The organism is Citreicoccus inhibens, from assembly GCF_019039035.1.
Taxonomy (GTDB): domain Bacteria; phylum Myxococcota; class Myxococcia; order Myxococcales; family Myxococcaceae; genus Citreicoccus; species Citreicoccus inhibens.
The window spans coordinates 316,889-332,414 of sequence record NZ_JAHNZT010000003.1; the positions used below are offsets into that span (position 1 = coordinate 316,889).

11 protein-coding genes are annotated in these 15,526 nt (G+C 71.3%); 6 read left to right on the top strand and 5 right to left on the bottom strand.

What is annotated here, in order from left to right:
• The first annotated feature begins 161 nt into the window (after positions 1-161).
• Both KRR26_RS05850 and KRR26_RS05855 read left to right on the top strand, forming a co-directional pair.
• A complete protein-coding gene (locus KRR26_RS05850; protein WP_217079302.1) occupies positions 162-1,439 on the top strand; it encodes an alpha-amylase C-terminal beta-sheet domain-containing protein in 1,278 nt (425 codons plus the stop codon).
• 100 nt (positions 1,440-1,539) lie between these two features.
• On the top strand, positions 1,540-2,508 hold the full coding sequence (locus KRR26_RS05855; RefSeq protein ID WP_120201630.1) for an endonuclease/exonuclease/phosphatase family protein: 969 nt from the start codon (positions 1,540-1,542) through the stop codon (positions 2,506-2,508).
• 15 nt (positions 2,509-2,523) lie between these two features.
• Here KRR26_RS05855 and KRR26_RS05860 read toward each other — a convergent pair whose 3' ends face one another.
• On the bottom strand, positions 2,524-3,657 hold the full coding sequence (locus tag KRR26_RS05860; RefSeq protein WP_217079303.1) for a hypothetical protein: 1,134 nt from the start codon (positions 3,655-3,657) through the stop codon (positions 2,524-2,526).
• Between the two features lie 310 nt (positions 3,658-3,967).
• Here KRR26_RS05860 and KRR26_RS05865 point away from each other — a divergent pair, with 310 nt between their 5' ends.
• Positions 3,968-5,449 (top strand): glucosyltransferase domain-containing protein, encoded by a 1,482-nt coding sequence (locus tag KRR26_RS05865; protein WP_233576550.1) that lies wholly within the window; start codon positions 3,968-3,970, stop codon positions 5,447-5,449.
• 30 nt (positions 5,450-5,479) lie between these two features.
• Here KRR26_RS05865 and KRR26_RS05870 read toward each other — a convergent pair whose 3' ends face one another.
• Entirely contained in the window at positions 5,480-5,734 is a 255-nt protein-coding gene (locus KRR26_RS05870; protein WP_120201637.1) for a hypothetical protein, read from the bottom strand.
• Positions 5,735-5,816: 82 nt separating this feature from the next.
• On the opposite strand from KRR26_RS05870, the gene KRR26_RS05875 reads away from it, so the two are divergent.
• Positions 5,817-6,611 carry a hypothetical protein gene (locus KRR26_RS05875; protein WP_147422853.1) on the top strand — a complete coding sequence of 265 codons (795 nt, stop codon included), beginning with the start codon at positions 5,817-5,819 and terminating at the stop codon, positions 6,609-6,611.
• Positions 6,612-6,620: 9 nt separating this feature from the next.
• Here the strand turns inward: KRR26_RS05875 and KRR26_RS05880 are convergent, their stop codons facing one another.
• Positions 6,621-8,801, bottom strand: a complete 2,181-nt coding sequence (locus KRR26_RS05880) for a S9 family peptidase (protein WP_217079304.1) — start codon at positions 8,799-8,801, stop codon at positions 6,621-6,623.
• Positions 8,802-9,170: 369 nt separating this feature from the next.
• On the opposite strand from KRR26_RS05880, the gene KRR26_RS05885 reads away from it, so the two are divergent.
• Both KRR26_RS05885 and KRR26_RS05890 read left to right on the top strand, forming a co-directional pair.
• Positions 9,171-10,451 (top strand): APC family permease, encoded by a 1,281-nt coding sequence (locus tag KRR26_RS05885; RefSeq protein ID WP_217079305.1) that lies wholly within the window; start codon positions 9,171-9,173, stop codon positions 10,449-10,451.
• A 301-nt stretch (positions 10,452-10,752) separates the two neighbouring features.
• The gene (locus KRR26_RS05890; RefSeq protein WP_233576558.1) at positions 10,753-11,442 is read left to right on the top strand and encodes an abortive infection system antitoxin AbiGi family protein; all 690 of its coding nucleotides are present in this window, start codon (positions 10,753-10,755) and stop codon (positions 11,440-11,442) included.
• Between the two features lie 3 nt (positions 11,443-11,445).
• Here the strand turns inward: KRR26_RS05890 and KRR26_RS05895 are convergent, their stop codons facing one another.
• Both KRR26_RS05895 and KRR26_RS05900 read right to left on the bottom strand, forming a co-directional pair.
• Positions 11,446-12,333 carry a sigma factor-like helix-turn-helix DNA-binding protein gene (locus tag KRR26_RS05895; RefSeq protein WP_120201648.1) on the bottom strand — a complete coding sequence of 296 codons (888 nt, stop codon included), beginning with the start codon at positions 12,331-12,333 and terminating at the stop codon, positions 11,446-11,448.
• On the bottom strand, positions 12,330-15,452 hold the full coding sequence (locus tag KRR26_RS05900) for a serine/threonine-protein kinase (RefSeq protein ID WP_120201650.1): 3,123 nt from the start codon (positions 15,450-15,452) through the stop codon (positions 12,330-12,332). Before KRR26_RS05900 ends, KRR26_RS05895 begins: the two co-directional genes overlap by 4 nt.
• Positions 15,453-15,526: the final 74 nt, after the last annotated feature.

Sequence of the window (15,526 nt, forward strand, 5' to 3'; positions counted from 1 at the left end):
GAACCGAGCGGCCGAGCGGTCGGGGCGATGTCCTGAACGGCTCCGGTCCACCCCTGGCCGGCCCCCGCCCGGCAAGCCGCCAACGATTTACAACTTGAACAACGTGATTTTCTTGAAAACGAGCGATACGTCCCGCGCGCCTCTCAACGTGGGAGTCGTTCATGGACAAGAAGCGAGTGATGCATCGGGCGTGGGCGGTGGGGGTGTCGCTGTGCGCCGGGTTGTTCGCGGGGTTGTTCGCCGTATCCGCCAGCGCGGGCGAGTTGGATGGCAACAGCAGCGCGGTGATGCTGCAGGGCTTCCACTGGCGCTCGCAGGAGACGAAGCCGTGGTGGAACGTCATCCAGTCCAATGCCGCGAGCATCGCGGCGGGCGGCTTCACGATGGTGTGGCTGCCGCCGTCGGGTGACGCGGCCTCGCTGGAGGGCTACCTGCCGCGCCGGCTCTCGGTGCAGGACAGTGCCTACGGCACCGAGGCCCAGTTGAAGGCCGCCATCGCCGCGCTGCATGGCCAGGGCGTGCGCGTGCTGGCGGACGTCGTCATCAACCACCGCGTGGGCACCACCGGGTGGGCGGACTTCACCTTCCCCACGTGGGGCTGCAGCGCGGTGGTGGCCGGGGATGAGTGGACCGGCGCGTGCGGCGGCGCGGACTCCGGCGACGGCTTCAGCGCGGCGCGGGACCTCGACCACAGCAAGACCTTCGTCCAGACGGACCTCATCGCGTGGCTCAACTGGATGAAGACGACCATCGGGTACGACGGCTGGCGCTACGACTACGTGAAGGGCTACGCGGGCAGCTACGTGGGCCAGTACAACGCGGCCACGTCGCCCTACTTCTCCGTGGGCGAGCTGTGGACCGACCTCAACCTGGCCAACCCCGATGCGCACCGTCAGCTCATCATGAACTGGCTGGACGCCACGGGCGGGCGCTCGGCGGCGTTCGACTTCACCACCAAGGGGCTGCTCCAGCAGGCCGTGCAGTACAACGAGTTCTGGCGCCTCAAGGACAGCCAGGGCAAGCCCGCGGGCGCGATGGGCTGGTGGCCAGCCAAGACGGTGACGTTCATCGACAACCACGACACCGGCCCCAGCTATCCGAGCGGCGGACAGAATCACTGGCCGTTCCCCAGCGACAAGGTCATGCAGGGCTACGCCTACATCCTCACCCACCCCGGCGTGCCCACCGTGTACTGGGTGCACTACTACGACTGGAACCAGGCCGCGGAGATCAACAAGCTCATCCAGGTGCGGCGCGCGAAGGGCGTCACGTCCACGTCGGCCGTGAACATCGTGGCCGCGGACACCAGCCGCTACGCCGCCATCATCACGGGCAACACTGGCAGCGTGGCGATGAAGATTGGCCCCGGCGCGTGGACGCCCGGCGCGGGCTGGACGCTGGCCACCTCGGGCAGCAACTACGCTGTCTGGACGCAGTAGGCGCGATCCGGAAAGGCCCGGACGCCTCGCGAGCCCCACCGCTCGCGGGGCGCCCGCGGCGAGCCGGGGCCCGGGACGCGGGTGCTACGCTGCCGGCCCCATGGCTCGTCTCCTGTATCGCGTCGGCGCGTGGTTCGGACTCCTTCTCGCCGCGGCGGGATGCGACGGGCGCTCCATCGCCCGTGAGCCAGAGGACGTGGTGGACCCGTGCGCCGTCGAGGCGTGCCCTCCAGCGACGAAGCCCGTCGCCCGCGAGGACGTGGTCCGCATCGCCGCCTTCAACGTGCACCGCCTGTTCGACACGGTGTGTGACTCCGGCGCGTGCGGCGGCTCGAACTACGAGGCCCTGCCCTCCCCCGAGGCCTTCGCGCTCCAGGTGCAGCAGCTCGCGACCGCCATCGCCTCGCTCGACGCGGACATCGTGATGCTGGAGGAGGTGGAGACGCAGGCCTCTCTGGACGCGCTCCAGGGCCTGCTGCCGCGCTTCCCGCACGCGGTGCTCGGCGAGACGGGGGCACCGGCCTCCGTGGACGTCGCGGTGCTCTCCGCGTTCCCCATCACCGGCGTGAAGAGTCACTACCGGGAGGTGCTCACCCGTCCGGATGGCTCGTCGACGCGCTTCTCGCGCGACCTGCTGGAGGTCCACGTGAGCGCGAAGGGCGGCGAGGCCATCGTGTTCGCGGCGCACTTCCGCTCGAAGGTCAGCGACGATCCCGGCCGCCGCGAAGCCGAGGCGAATGGCGCGCGCACCCTCGTCTCCGCCGCGGCCACCGCGGCGCCGCAAGCGCTGGTGGTGCTCGGCGGGGACCTCAACGACGTGCCCGGCTCACCGCCGCTCGTGGCGCTGGAGGCCGGGGGCGCGCTGTCACGCGTCGCCGCGGACAGGCCCAGCGGAGACACGTGGACGTACGCCTACAACGGGCAATTGCAGGCCATCGACCACCTGTACCTGGCGCGCGGCGGCGGCACGTACGTGCCCGGCTCGTTCCGCGTGGCGCGCGACCGGACCGGCCTGGGTGGCTCGGACCACGGCGCCGTGTTCGCGGACTTCCAGTACGCGGCGCCCTGAGGCGGGCCGCGTCGCTCAGGCGGTGGGAGGCAGCGCGAGCCCCGCGCGCCTCCGCCAGCTACGCCGCGCCTGCGCCGCGAGCGTCTCCACGCCCAGGCCCGCGCAGACCGACAGCGCCGGCAGGACGAGCAGCAGGTACTGCGGCCAGCGCGTGGGCCACACCATGAGGAACACCAGGCCCACCCCCGCCCACGCCAGCCACACCGGGCGCGTGCGCGCCGCGCGGGGCACTCCCAGCACGGCCAGGGGCACCATCAGCCACGCGCTCGCGCCCGTCAGGAAGACGCCGTCATGCCAGCGCACGGGCTCCGGGTGCGTCAGGTAGAGCCACGGCTGATACCAGGGCAGCCCGGCGCGCTGGACGTGCGCGCTCTGGGAGTAGCTCCAATGGAAGGACACCGACTCCCAGAGATTGCCCACGGGCGAGGACCACAGCCCCGGGTGCAGCAGGAAGAACGCCGCGAGCGTGGCCAGCCCGAACACGCCCCAGGGCCCCAGCCGCGCGCGCGTGGGCAGCCCGAGGAAGGGGGCCAGGGCGAGCCCCACCACCAGTCCGTAGGGGTACTTGCACGCCGCGGCGGCGCCGAGCAGCGCGCCCGAGAGGACCAGGGGCCCCCGCCGGAACGCGCGGGGTGAGCCCGGGGCCGTCCGCCGCGCGCGCTCGAAGGCGAGCACCGCCAGGACGGCCAGCAAGCCTGGCACCGCCTCCAGGTAGGCCTGGGACGTGTACTTCGCGTGGTACGCGTCGAACGCGAGCAGCAACGCGCCCGGCGCCGAGACGACCGCGACCAGCGCCACCTGGAGCACGCCCATCACCGCGGACAGGCCGCGCGTCACGTGAAAGACCGGGACGGCCGCCGCGGGGAGGGGATGTCCCACCTCCACCTGCTTCCACTCGGGCTCGGGCGCGCCCGACACCCACAGCCCCGTGGCGAAGAGCAGCTTCACCAGCGGGGGGTGCTCGAAGTTCTCGCGGAACTTCGCCACCTCGCCCCAGCGGCCGGACGCCAGCATCGCCTCGTAGCGATACGCCACGGGCAGATAGGTCAGCTCGTCGTAGTCCGGAGGCAGCCGCCGGACGGCCACATCGCGCTGCCATGCCGCCCCCGCCACCGCCGCCAGGATGAGGCCCAGGAGAAGCGCGCGCATGGTCCCTGGACATAGCACACGGCCCGGCGGCCCCACGGCTCCACCCCCGCTCGCCCCCAAGGACTGACACCGCGACGCGGGCAATCCATTTGAATCCAAACAAATATCAGCGACGGGTCAGGCGGTCGCCAATCGAGGCGTGCGGCGGGCCACTTGTCGGAGGGGCATGCGACTCTCAGCATGCTTTGTCGTGACACCCGAGGCACCACAACAAGCACGCCAGCCGCTGCGGCGCCCTGGTAGTGTCGCGCCGCTCTTCAGAAGGTCTCCCATTCTCCCGATACGTCATCACCCGCGCCCGGATTCGGGCGTGTTGGCATTGGCCACGCTGCTGTTCGTGCTTCCTTCGATTGTCTATGGAAGCGCGGTCTTCCATCGCTATGGGATGCGGGATGACTACGCCATCCTGCGCGAAGCTCGCGAGGACCCGGGCAAGATCACCCGCGTGCTCGCCTCCCAGGGCCGCCCCATCTACGGCTGGATTCTCGAGTGGTCCGCGCACGCCGCGAACACCATCGAGGGGCTGAGCGGGCTGCGCCTGTTGGGCGTCCTGGGGCTCGGGCTGCTCGGCGCCGCGCTCTTCCTGCTGCTGCGCCGCGAGGGCTGGCCCCTGCTCACCTCGGCCCTGCTCGCCGCGCTGCTGACCCTCACGCCCTCGGCGCAGGTCATCGCGAGCTGGGGCATCTGTTGGCCGCAAGCCGTGGCCCTGGTGCTGGGCGTGGCGGCCTTCGGGCTGGCCCGCCGCGGACTGCCCCCGCCCTCCGAGCCCGCCACCGGCGGCGTGGGCTGGCGCATCGCCGCGGCCTGCGTCATCGCGGTGGCCACGCTCATCTATCAGGCCAGCGGGCTCGTCTACGCCGTGCTGCTGGCCGCGGTCCTGGTGCTGCGCCACGACGACCGGTTCCCCGACACGCTGCGCTGGCTCCTGAGGCACCTCATCGTCATGGGCGCGGGCCTGCTCATGGCGTTCGCCGTCACCAAGACGCTCTTCCTCACCGGCCTGGTGGCGCCCTCCCCGCGCATCGCGTTCGAGACCCACTGGGTGGACAAGACGCTCTGGGCCATCACCCACGTGCTGCCCAACGCGCTGGCCCTCATCGCGCTCAACGACACGCCCACCGGGATGCCGCGCGGCTCCGAGCTCATGGTGGCCGCGACGCTCGGGGTGCTCGCCGTGGGCCTCGCCGTCGAGGTTCGCCGCGGGGGCCTGCGCGGCGGCGGGCGGTGGCTCCTCGTGCTGCTCACGCTCTCCGCCGCGGCGTACTCGGTCAGCTTCCTCGCCTTCGAGCGCTGGCCCACCTACCGCACGCTCTACGCGCTCACCGGGGTGTGGAGCGTGTTCGTCGCCGGCTCGCTCATGAACCTGGGGAGCTGCTGGCCTCGGCGCGGCCCGTGGGCCATGACGGGCGCGTTGGCGCTGTTCGTCGGGGCCGGCGCGCTGCTGGCGCATCGGCAGTCCCTGGAGCTGTTCGCGCTGCCCCAGGCCCGCGAGCTGGCGCTCATGGAGCAAGGCGCGCGGCAGGTGGAGCCGGCGAAGCAGTCGCGCGTCTTCGTGCTCACCGCGCGCCAGACGGACACGTCCGCCCCGCGCCGCTACCTGGATGAGTTCGGCTCGGTCTCCGTGGACGCCGAGTGGGTGGCCAAGGAGATGCTCAAGGCGGTGATGAAGGAGCGCTTCCCCCAGGAGCGGGACCCGAGCCACCTGTACCGCTTCGCCGCGGGGCCCAACCTCCCCGAGCCGCGCAACTACGACATCCTCATCGACATGCGGAAGATGCGGCAGGGCGGCTGAAGTCCCGCCGCCCGCCGCGGCCCTGTCGCGTCAGTCCAGCGTCGTGCACTGCCACTGATTGAAGGGAATGTCCTGGCAGTAGCAGGTGCCGGGCGTCCCGTCGCTGAAGACACACGGCAGCTCCGAGAACGGGCCACACCCCCGGCCCTGGAGCCGCGAGCACGCATCCACCAGTCCCGCCTTCTGCTGCCCCGTCACGGCCTCGTCCGCCTGGGGCTCGGTGCCGCCACAGCCCAGCGAGACACCCGCGGCGAGCAGCGTCGATACAAGAATTCGTCGCAACATGGGCAAAGCTCCTTGGGTGAGGAATGCCTCCGGATAAGATGACGGGACTCCCATGGCAGGCAATGGGAGCCGGGGGCCGCGCATGAATGCGACGCAATGGAGTGAGTTCCAGAAAGACCCAGTGGCGTATCTGGGCACCCGGACGGTGCGCATCCCGGACGACAAGGTGGGCAACAAGAAGGAGAGCGCGGCGGGAAAGCTGGTGGTGGAGAGCGAGGAGATGGCGACGCTGCAATACGCGGCGCGCCACAACGTGAGGGACCTCTACCTGCGCGACCTTGGGGACGGAGGGCTGGACGTCGCCTTCCAAGCGCCGCCCGCGCCCACGGGCTTCTTCAGCTTCCTCCAGTCCACGCCGGTGTCGAAGAAGGTGAGCGCGTACTTCCTGCCCTGGAGCACCGGCAAGGCCTATCACCTGACGTTGCATGCCACGTCAGGGGTTGAGTTCTTCGCCACCGCGCCCCTCAATGGCTGCTGCTTGTATGTGAATGGGTTGGAGCGCAAGCCGCTGGTCGCGCACGCCAACTATGATTCGCCTCGGCTCACCGTCGCGTTTGACGCGTCCAAGACGGTGGAGGAGCAGTTCGCGGCCACGGCCGTGCACCAGATGAAGGTGTACACGAAGTTCTACGGGAAGCTGGAGGGCGTGATGTCGTCCTTTCTCCCGGGCTGGAAGAAGGCCGAGCCGACCTCGCAGTTCGGCCCGGCCCAGTATCTCCATGTCAGCTCGCAGGCCCGGGTGTTTGGCTTCAACCGGGGCGGAGACTGGACGCTGTATTACAACCTGGAGCGCGTCACCCGGGAGGGCGGCCGCGTCACCGCGCGCACCGGCATCACCACCGAGCTGTGGCCCCACTTCCAGGGCATCGAGGTCTGAGGCGCGCCGTCAGAGGTTGTCCTGGAAGAAGCGCATCACGCGCTGCCACTGGCGCTCGCTGACCGCGGGGTTGGACAGCATGTGCGAAGAGCCCGCGAGCGGGAGCAGTTCGTGGGCCTTGCCAGCCTGGAACAGCGCGTCCGACAGCTTCAGGGAGTGGAGGAAGAAGACGTTGTCGTCGTTCGTGCCGTGGATGAGCAGCAGCTTGCCCATGGGCGTGTCCTGCTTCGCGTAGGTGAGCAGCGAGGCCTTCTCATAGGCCTCCGGGTGTTCCTGCGGCGTCCCAAGGAAACGCTCGGTGCAGTGCGTGTCGTAGTCGCGCCAGTCCACCACCGGCGCGCCCGCCACCGCGGCCTTGAAGACCTCCGCTCGCTTGAGCACGGCCATGGCGGACATGTAGCCACCGTGGCTCCAGCCGGTGATGCCCACGCGGCGCAGGTCCATCTCGGGGACCTCGGCGGCCAGGGCGCGCAGCGCGGTCACCTGGTCATCCAGCGGCACGCCCCCGAAGTCATACTTGAGCGCGCGCTCCCAATCCCTCCCCCGATAGGAGGTGCCGCGCCCGTCGAGCTTCACGACGATGAAGCCCTGGTCCGCCATCCACTGAGACAACAGGTTGCGCGCCATGGACTGCTGCACGAGCGGAACGGCGGCGCCGTAGACCTCCACGATGACGGGGAGCTTCACGCCGGGACGGAAGTCGCGCGGCCGGGTGATGGCGGTCCAGAACTTCTCCGCGCCCACCTGACGCACCTCCGTGGTCGGCGTGAAGGGCGGCTCCTCCGCGAGCGAAGGCAACACACCCACCTCGGTGCCGTCCGCGCGGACGATGCGCTGGCGCCGCATCTGCGTGGGGCTCTCGGACGTGATGACGAAGAGGCCGGCCCGCGCGCTCGTGCTCGCGGACTCCAGCGCGGGGCCACCGGACGTCACCCGCGTGGGCGCCCCGCCCCGCGTCACGCGATACAGGTAGCGCTCGGTGGGATTGGGGCCACCGAGGAAGTCGACGATGTCCTCCCGCGGCTGGTAGTTCACGAGCCGGCGGTACCCCGCGTCGGGCTTCACCAGCGAGCGGACCCGGCTCCCATCCGGGGCACGCAGCTCCAGCTCAGGCGCGCCGTTGCGCTCAGTGGACCAGAGAAAGCCGCTGCCATCATCCAGCCACTTGGGGAAGGTCTGATCCAGGTTGATCCAAGCGGGGTCTCGCTCGGTGAGCAGGGTGCGCGTCTTGCCTGTCTTCTCGTCGACGGCGAGCAGCACCTCCTCCGTCTGCGCGCGGTTCTGCACCAGGACGGTCAGCGGCCCCTTCTTGGGCCAGGTGACGGTGGCGAGATAGGGATAGGTCTTCGCGTCCCACTCCACCCAGACGGTCGCGCCGCCATTGAGGGGCGCGATGCCCAGCTTCACCACCGCGTTCGGTGTGCCCGCGCGGGGATAGGACAGCGTCTCGCCGCCGCGCTCGGGGTACATGGGGTCCACGAAGGTGCGCTTCTCCACCCCGCGGGTATCCGACTCGGTGAAGGCGATGGCGTTGGAGTCCGGGCTCCACCAGTAGCCCTCGAAGCGCCCCATCTCCTCCTGGGCGATGAACTCGGCCAGACCGTGGCTCTTCGCCGCCGTGCCGCCCTTGGAGACGCGCTGCACGCGGCCCGTCGCGAGTTCCACGCGGTACACGTCGTTGTCGCGGACGAACGCGGCCTGCTTCCCGTCGCGTGAGAAGGAGGGGACCAGGACGCCCGGCTCCAGCGGCAGCTCCGTCACCTTCTGGGTCGCGGTCTCCACCACATACACCCGGCCCGACAGCGTGAGCCGCACCTTCGTGCCGTCCTCGGAGAGCTCATACGTGCTGAAGCCCGCGTTGGACATGCGCATGCGCTCGCGCCGAGCGCGCTCCTCGGGGGTCAGCGTCTCGGCCGCGCCGTGCAGCACCGTCGCCGGGGTGAGCACCTCGCGCGTCTGGCCTGTCGCCACGTCAAAGGCAAACAGCGTCATGACGTTGGAGCGGGGCGACGCGCGGAGGAAATAGACGGTCTTTTCATCGGGCGAGATGCCCGCCGCCACGGGGCGCCCGCTGTTGAACATGCGGGTCTCCGCGAGCTGCCGGAGGAACGACGGCGGACCGGAGGCTGTCTGGCTTTGCGCCAGGACCGGGGCGGACAGCAGGACGAGCAGCACGAGGAGGCTTCGCATGAGGACCTCGGAAACGCCGAGATTGAATGACTCCGACGGGCGCTGCGCCACCCGTCACGACTGCAACAGCTTGCGCAGCGTCGTAGCTGCCCAGCGCGCCCAGCATCGCGCGGTGGTGGACGCCTCGCACGGGGCAGGCAACGCCGTGGGCCTCGAGCAGCGAGCGGATGACCGCCGCTTCGGGCTCATCGGCGCAGGCATGAAGTGGCACCCACAGAGACTCCACGACGTCCATCCACCCTCCCCATGCGCCAGCCCCTCTGCGCGAGCCATGATGGCGGCGGAGCCTGAAGCCAAACGCGGAGAGCGTCAACCCCAGACATCGCCAGGGTGGCGCACACAGGTGTATCCGTAGTGAACTGCTCCGCCGTGACCGCCCTCACCCCCGCCACGACCCCGCCTCAGACACGCCCTGTCGGTCCGTGGCAGTTGTTGGCGCTCGGCGTCAACGGCATCGTCGGCGTGGGCATCTTCTTCGCGCCCGCCGAGGTGGCCGCGCTGGCGCCCGGGCGGGGCGCGGTGCTCGCGTTCGCGCTCACGGGCCTGGCGCTCGTCCCGGTGGCGCTGGCCTTCGCGGTGTTGGGCCGTCGCTTCGACGCGGATGGAGGTCCGGTCGTCTTCGCGCGCGCGGCCTTTGGGGAGCGTGCGTCCTTCCTGGTGGGCTGGGTGGCGTATGTCAGCGCGTTCCTCAGCACGTCCGCCGTGGTGGCCGGGCTCGCGCGGGCCCTGGCGCCTTCGCTGGGGCTCTCGGAAGCCGTGGGGCAGCGCGCGTTGGCCACGGGGTTGGCGACGGTGCTCGCGGCGGTGGTGGCCTCGGGCATCCGCGTCTCGGCTCGCGCGTGGACCACGCTCACGGTGCTCAAGCTGTTGCCGCTCGCGGGCTTGCTCGCCGCCTTCGCGGTGGCGGGAGGGCCCCACGTGCCGCTCGTTCCCGCGGAGTCGGGAGCCTCGTGGCTGCGCGCGGGGCTGGCGGTGATGTTCGCGTACCAGGGGTTCGAGATTGTTCCGGTCATCGCGGGACAGGTGAGGTCCTCCGAGCGCACCGTGCCGCTGGCGACCGTGGGCTCGCTGCTCGCGGCCGTCGGGCTCTACGTGGGATTGGTGTGGGCGTGCGTCGCGGCCCTGCCCCGGCTCGGGCAGGCGGCGGCTCCGCTGGCGGCGGCCTCCGGGGTGTGGGGCGGCGCGAGGCTGGAGCAGTGGGTGGGCCTGGGCACGAGTGTCTCCGCGCTCGGCATCTGTCTGGGCATGCTGGTGACGACGCCGCGCTACTTGTCCGCGCTCGCCTCGGGCTCGCGTTCGCTCTTGGGCTTGGAGCACATGACGGCGGCGGGAGTGCCCGCGCGAGCGCTCGCGGTGACGTGGGGGCTGGTGGTGCTGTTCGTCAACCTGGGGGACTTGTCGGAGCTCTTCGCGCTGTCCAGCATCGCAGTGCTGCTCCAGTACGGCGTGACGGCCACGGCGCTGGCGGTGCTCGCTCGGCGCAGAGCGCGAGGACTGCGCCCCGCGCATGCGTGGCTGGCGCTGCCCACGCTCGTGCTGGGCGCGACGCTCGTCATCTCGGGAGCGAGCGCCCGCGAGGCGGGGGTCGCCAGCGTCACCGTGCTCGCGGGACTCGGGCTGATGCGCCTGACGCGCGCTCGCGAAGGCTGACCCGCCTCGGGCATGCGCGAATCGGGGCCGGGCCGCACGGCCGCGCGTTGTCCGCCGCCCGAGCGTGCGAAGACAGACGCCGCATCGCGCCGGGTCGCCCGCCCGCCAGGCGCACCGCGCGCCTGGCCGCGGCGGCCGTGACGACCAGGGTTCACGGCGGTCGCGCTCGCTGGCCTGTGCATCGAGCGGCCACGATGGGGCTCGGGAAGGAAGGCTTGCCGCGCGGGACAGGCTCCGGAACAGTGGACACCGGGGGTCGACGGCGATGCTCGGCTATCAAGCGAATTCACAGTGGCGGGACATGTCCGACTTCGTGGTGCACTTCACGAGGCCCGGGCCGCCGTACGACGACGCCTACCAGAACATGATGAGCATTCTGGGCATGCGCACGCTCATCCCCGGCGCGGAGGGCTTTGGCATCGCGCGTCGCGAGCCCTCGGTGGCCGAGCGGCAACGCTCCGTGTGCTTCAGCGAGATTCCGCTCGATCAACTGGGCCGGCTCGTCGAGCGGCGCAGCCTGTATGGCATTGCGTTCCGGAAGAGCTACGTCCTGTCTCAAGGGGGCGGCCCCGTCTGGTACGTGCAATACGGCTCGCCCGCGCACCTCGCGATGAAGCAGCAGCTTCAGCAGGCGCTCGCGGCGCCGGACGCGTCTCGCGAGCCGCTCTGGGCCATGACGCCCTTCGTGGACATCCAAGGCGACACCCACAACGCGCCCTACAGCTATCGCTTCGATTGGGAGCGGGAGTGGCGCGTCCCGGGCCTGCTGCGCTTCACCGAGTACGACGTCGCCGTGCTCTTCCTGCCGGAAGAGGTCCACTCGGTGGCGAGAGACTTCTTCGCATGGGCCGTGCGCGAGCAGGCCGGGCCGGGCTACTTCTGCCCCGTGCTGGATCCGCGCTGGTCGCCGGAGCGCATCGCCCAGGCGCTCGCGGACGAGTCGGCGGATGTGCCTCGGCCGCTGCCCGGTCGAGACCGCGCCGCGCGCTGAGGCTCAGTCCATCCAGCGGTGGATGCTGAAATCCAACCGGCTGCGCACGAGCCCCAGGAGGCTCTCCAGCTCGGAGCCCTCCAGTCGCGCGCGCGAGGCCAGGGCCGCGCGGATCAACTTCAACAACCGCTCGCGCGCCTGCGTCACCTTGCGAGCCACGCTCGAGCGCGGCTCGCCATACATCGTGGAGAGCCGGTCCATGGTCAGGCCATGCACGTGGTGCAGGCGCAAGAGGGCGCGCTCGCGCTCGGACAGCGCGGCCAGGCCGGAGCGCAGGGCCTCCGCCAGCGCCTGCCGCGTGTCTTCCTTCAGGAGCGTGCGCTCCGGGTCGTCCGGCGAGAACATCCGCGCCAGCGCCTCGGGCGGCTCGTCGAAGAGTTCCTGGCGTCCGTCCTGGCTCGCCAGCTCACCCACGATGCGCGTGGCGATGATGCGCACCCACGCCAGCAGCGGCCCCCGCCCCGAGTAGTCGGAGATCTTCGCGGGCGAGTCTGTCCGCCCCAAGAGCAGGCGCTGGCGCATCACCTGGAGCACCTCGTCCACGGTGGCGGAAGGCAGCGCGCCCAGCCGAGGCGGGACCTTCTCCAACACGTGCTGCTCGAAGGCGGCCAACGCCCGGCGCTCGCCCGTGGCGCACGCGCACGCCAGATACAGGTCCGCCACATGAAGCTGACCCAGCGCGTCCGGCACGGGCGCCGAGGGCAGGTGGCGCGCCACGTGTTGGATGAAGGTCGCCCCGCTCATCTCCAGCTCGGGCCACGCCGTGTGGGCCTTCTCCACCAGCTCCGCGAGGCGCGCCTCCAAGCCCTCCACGGAGTCCAGCTCTGCCTGACGCGTGGCGGGCAGCCGCTCCCGAAACGCCGCCACGAGGGAGTCACGGGATTGGCTCATGGAGTCACCTCGTGTCGGGCCAGGGAGGGGGCCTCGGACTGACGGGCCAACCAGCCCTGCACCTCCTTCAGCTCCTGTGTGGCGCGCACCCCCAGCTTCGTCATGCAGGCGCGCGCGGCCTCCACCCGCTCGGTGGCGCGCTGCGCGTCGCCGGGCCCTCCTCGCACGGCCAAGGCCTTCCCCAAGAGGAAGGTGGCCCATCCCTCGTCGAGCGGATCTCGCGAGGCGACCACATGCACCCGCAGCGCCCGCTCCAGCAACGGCACCGCGGGGTCCACCGAGCCCAGTGCGAGCTGCGCCTCCGCGATGCACGCGAGATCCAACGCCACGTCGGGGGACTCGGAACCCTGCGCCTTCTCATCGAGCTTCAAGGCCCGCTCGCAATGGGCCTGGGCCTGCTTGGGTGTGTTGGTGGCCAGCTCCAGGTGCGCCAAGGGGCGGAGCGCGAAGCCCACCGTGGCGCTCTCCGGCCCGTTCTCCATCTCCCAGAGCTGGACGGAGCGCTGGAGGTTGCGCCGCGCCTCGGCGTTGCGGCCCAGGCGCTGCTGCGCCATCCCCATGTACATGAGCGCGGGCGCGGCTCGCGACGTGTCCGCGCCGAGCGCGCGCTGGAGCCGCTCCACCGCTTGCCGGTGATAGGACAGGGCCTCCTCGAAGTGCTGCGAGTCGTAGGCCACCATGCCCACGCCCGACAGCGCGATGGCCGTGTTGGGGTGGTCCGTCCCCTTGCTGTGCTCGAAGATGGCGACCGCCCGAGTCAGGTACTCGCGCGCCTCGTCCAGCCGGCCGAGCACGCGCAGCACCGAGCCCAGGTTGTTGAGCGGCGCCGCAAGGCTGGGGTGGTCCGCCGCGCGCGAGGCCTCCAGCAGCGCCAGCGAGCGACGCCACACCGAGATGGCCTCTTCGCGCCGCCCCAAGGACATCAGCTCCGCGGCGATGTTGCTCAAGTTCAGCGCGAGCCCCGGGTGGTCCGGTCCCCAGATGGCCTCGCGCTGCGCCTGGGCCTTGCGGTACAGCGCCAGCGCCTCCGCGGACCGCAGCTGGCGCGAGCGGACCCGGCCCAGGCCGGAGACGAAGTAGGAGGTGCGCAGGCTCTCCTGCCCGTAGGCCTTGCGAGACAGGGCCAGGCCCTCGGTGAACTCCTCGTCGGCGCGCTCCAGCCGGCCCTCCACCAACCACACGCCACCCAGTCGCAAATGCAAGTCCGTGGCGATACCAGGGAAGCGGTCGCGCCCGAGCCGCTCCACCGCGGCGCGGGCATGCTGGGCCAGCCGGTCCGCCTCGCCCACCCGAGCGAGCTGATCTCCCACCACCCAGATGAGGAGAATCCAGGCGCGGGCCACCGTCTCGTCGTCGCGGCTGGCCTCGGCCGCCCAGAGCGCGCGGTAGAGGATGCCCTCGGCCTCGGTGAGCTTGCCGGCCATGCCGTGCAGGTGGCCGTGGAGCAGCAGGACCTCGGCCTCCAGCGGGCGGTAGTCGATGCTCGCGATGTCCTTGAGCAGCGCCGTGGTCAGCACGATGCCGTCGGCGTGGCGACCGGCCTCCATGCGAGCCCGCGCCTCGGCCAGCTTTCGGCGGGCCGCGTCCACCTTCGGGCGGAGCGCCTCCAACGGCTGAGGCCGCGTGGAGAGCACCGGCGCGTCGCGGCACCCCTCCAGCCCCTCCAGGGAGGAGATCATCTGCTGCGCGTTCTGGACCGTCTGCGCGTCCGCGTTCTCCAGCACCTCGGTGATGGCGGCGAGCTGCCACAGCCGCGCGTCCAGGCAGGCCTGGGTCTGCCAGGCGGCCTCGGGCGCGGAGCCTCCGGCCGCGAGGCACGCCTCGGTGCGCAGCGCGCGCCACTGGCCCGCGTGCGCGTCCAGCTCCGCGGAGAGGGTCTCCCACGCGGAGGTGGCGTAGGCCTTGCCGGTGGCGAGGAAGGCCTGATGCACCCGCTCACGCTGCGCGGGCCCCCACACTCGGGCGAGGTTCTCCGCCTCCTGCTCGCAGCGGACCTCGCGGCGGTGCGCGCCGCCGTAGCCCACGACCAGCCCCACCAGACACGCGAACGCGACGGCCGTCGCCCACAGGCCCACCCGACGCACGGGGTGGCGGGTGAGCGCGGCGAGCAGCACCTCCATCGAGGGGAAGCGGTCCTCGGGCTTGGGGCTCAGTCCACGCAACACCACGGCGCGCAGCCAGGCCGGCACGCGGCTGTCGCGCGGCGGGGGTCGCACCCGACCGGCGAGCGCGGCCTCCCCCAGGGCCTCAGGCGTCACGCCCTCGAACGGGCGCAGGCCATAGAGGGCCTCGTGCAGCGCCACGCAGAAGCTGAACTGGTCGGACAGCGCGTCGGCGCTCCCGCCCATGAGCTGCTCCGGGGCCATGTACGCGGGCGTCCCCAGCAGCGCGCCCGTGCGGGTCAGCAGCGCGTCGGCGCCGCCTTCCGGGGCAGGAGGCACCGCCACCGGAGCCTCGACAGGAGGACCTCCCCGGTTGGAGGGTCGGGCCAGACCGAAGTCCGTCACCCGCACGCGCCCGTCCTTGCCCACCAGGACGTTGGCCGGCTTGAAGTCGCGGTGCACCAGCCCCGCCGTGTGCGCCGCCGCGAGCCCTCGGCCCGCGTCCAGGAAGATGCGCAGCACCTCCGGCCAGGGGCGCGGGGACTTCACCCAATCCGCCAGGGTGGTGCCCTCCACCAGCTCCAGCGCCAGGAAGATGCCGTCGCCGCAGACGCCCACGTCGTGGACGGCCACCACGTTGGGGTGCGAGAGGCGCGCGAGCGACTGCGCCTCGCGCAAGAGCCGCATCCGCAGCTCCTCCATGTGCCGGCCCTCGGGGCGCAGCAGCTTGAGCGCCACCTGGCGGTCCAGCTCCGGGTCGTAGGCCGCGTACACCACGCCCATGGCCCCCACGCCAATGGGCTCCAGCACCACGTAGCGCGCCAGCAGGGCCCCGCGCTGGAGCATCACGGGGGGGTCCGTCCAGGGCACCTCCAGCCGAGGCGAGTCCTCCGCCGCCGCCAGCGCGCGCTGACAGGACGGGCAGCCCTCCACGTGCGTCAGCACGGACGCCCGGCGCTCCTCCGAGAGCGCGCCGACCAGGAAGTCGCTCAGCGTCGTTTCATCCGGGCAGCCCATCGGCCCCCCAAAGTATCAGAACCTAGAAATTACGGAGGGTTCCGTATCTGGAGGGCGGCTCCCTTCCAGGCAGA